We start from the raw sequence: 2,148 nt of genomic DNA, 5'->3' as shown, positions 1-2,148 counted from the left end.
CCTCCGTGGGCTCGGGGACGGGCTGCTCGGGCAGAGCCGGGCGGAGCCTGCGGGGCTTCGCGGGCGCGGCGGTGGGCGGCTCCATCAGCCGGGACGGGAAGCGTGGCGACTCGCCCAGCGTGGCCAGCATCGCGCGCAATTCCTTCGCCACTGCGGCGGCCTCCGTGGGCCTGGACTTCCGATCCTTGGCGAGCAGCGCTTCCACCAGTGACACCAGCGGCGCCGGAGTGTCCGGGCGCTGCGGCAGGAGCGGCGGCGGGGCGTCATACAGCACCGACTCCATCACCGACCGGCCCCGCTGGATGGGAAAGGGCCTCCGCCCGGCCAGCAATTCGTAAAGGCAGACACCCAGCGAGTACAGGTCCGCCCGCGCGTCCAGGACCTCGTCGCGGATCTGCTCCGGGGACATGTACGCCAGCTTCCCCATCACCACGCCGGACGTCGTCTGCGTGCCCTCGGACGTCTTCACGATGCCGAAGTCCGCGACCTTCACCGTGCCGGTGAAGGACAAGAGCAGGTTGTCCAGGGACACGTCGCGGTGGATGAGCTCCATCCACTTGCCCGACTCCGGGTTGACGAAGCGGTGCACGTACGCGAGCCCATCACACGCCTGGGCAATGGCATCCAGGATGGGCCCCAGCGGCAGCAGCTCCGGCCGGCTGGCCGCGTGGACGTGCGCGAGGCTGGAGCCCGCGACGTACTCCATGGACAGGTACACCTGGTCGTCGATGACGCCCGCCTCCAGCACCCGCACCACGTTGAGGTGGTGCAGCCCGGCGGCGACCTCCGCCTCGCGCAGCAGCCGGCGGCGGAAGCGGGCGTCGGTGGCGTGCTCGGAGTGGATGCGCTTGAGGACGACCGGCTCTTCCCAGCCCTCGCGTTGCGCGAGCGAGACGCGCCCCATGCCGCCTTCGCCAATGTCCCGCAGGACGCGGTACGGCCCGAATCGCTGGACGTCGTTCATTCCGGGGCAAGCCTACCGTCACTCGCGCCCGGAGCGCAGGACCGCGTCGCGGGTCAGCCGCCCACCCGGGCCGTGCGGGTGCCGGCCTATGCCTGGGGCTCCTCTTCCACCCCGATGCGGCCCTGGCCACTGCCGGAGTGCGTGGAGCCCGAGGACCGGGAGCTGTCGCCCGTCGCTACCCGCCCCGGCGAGTGGGCCGGCTCGAGGCTGGCGAACAGCTTCTTGAACAAGTCACCCAGCTTCTGGGCCAGCTTCTCCAAGGGGGAAGGCTTCGTCTTGCTCTCGCCCGATGCCCCGTCCTTCGGGGGCACGAAGCTGCACCCGACGTTGCCGGAGTGCCCACCGCCACCGCCCCGGACGCTGGAGCCGGAGGCGCAGGGCTTCATGTCGCCGACGCCCAGACCGCCCTGGGAGGCGCCCCCCTGGAACTGGTCCGGACGATCCCTGTAGCCCTGGGCATGGGTGGAGTTGCCCCGGCCTCCACCGAGAATGCTCTGGCCAGACGCGCACTTGATCGGAGACCCGTGGGACTGCTCGACCTGCGGGAGGCTCGACGGCGGACGGGAGATCTTCACGAAGCACCTCGGACGGCGGAGTTCCTGGAAACATCATCGGACCCAGCCGGTTCTTAGTTTCCGAGGAGTCCCTGAAAAGCGAAGAGAGGGCTGGGATGCAACGCGTTACCGTCCAAGGCCAGACACCCGTCCCGGTGCCGTGGGAGGCTAATCCTGGTTCTCGAAGCCGTCCGGGGAGCGCGGGGCTTGAGCGTTCTCGGGGTTGAAGCAGCCCAGCGCGGCTTCGGAGTTTCCCCGGCCGCCGCCGCGCACGCTGGTGCCCGTCGCACCCAACGGCCTCCGGTCGACAGGGATCTCCGAGGGGGACGTCTTCGGCGGCAGCTTCAGGTCCGGGCGCGGACGGGTCTCCCCGCGCGGCCGGGGAGGCACCGGCCGCGGATGGCCGTCATCGCTTCCAAGAGGCGGCTTGAACTGGTCCTTGTCCTCGATTCCCTGGCCCCCACCAGCGCTCCCGAGCCGGATGCTGCTGCCCGTGGCAGTGGGCGCGTTCCCCATCGGCCCCGCCTCGCCGACGGGTCCGTCGAAGATGTCCGGAGGCAGCGGCTCCGAGGGCGGCTTCGGTGGGACCGGCTCCGGCACCGAGGGGCGGGGTGTGGCGGTGGGCGAGGC

2 protein-coding genes and 1 pseudogene are annotated in these 2,148 nt (G+C 71.0%); all 3 read right to left on the bottom strand.

Features of this window, described 5'->3' with window-relative positions; all coding sequences use genetic code 11:
* Positions 1–964 (bottom strand): serine/threonine-protein kinase (locus D7W81_RS40965; RefSeq protein ID WP_147445831.1); only part of this gene is annotated, 964 nt, incomplete at its 3' end.
* A gap of 86 nt (positions 965–1,050) precedes the next feature.
* Complete coding sequence (locus D7W81_RS42165) at positions 1,051–1,350, bottom strand: hypothetical protein (RefSeq protein ID WP_147445830.1); 300 nt, start codon at positions 1,348–1,350, stop codon at positions 1,051–1,053.
* Between the two features lie 336 nt (positions 1,351–1,686).
* A pseudogene (locus tag D7W81_RS42685) lies at positions 1,687–2,148 on the bottom strand (hypothetical protein); the annotation flags it as partial.

The sequence above is a fragment of the Corallococcus aberystwythensis genome, assembly GCF_003612165.1.
GTDB lineage: Bacteria > Myxococcota > Myxococcia > Myxococcales > Myxococcaceae > Corallococcus > Corallococcus aberystwythensis.
The sequence above is the reverse complement of the archived record's forward strand: the minus strand, read 5'-3'. Positions and strand labels throughout refer to the sequence as shown.

Excerpts from the sequence above, each read along its gene's own strand:
- D7W81_RS42165 (WP_147445830.1), bottom strand. The coding sequence starts at position 1,350 with ATGAAGCCCTGCGCCTCCGGCTCCAGCGTCCGGGGCGGTGGCGGTGGG.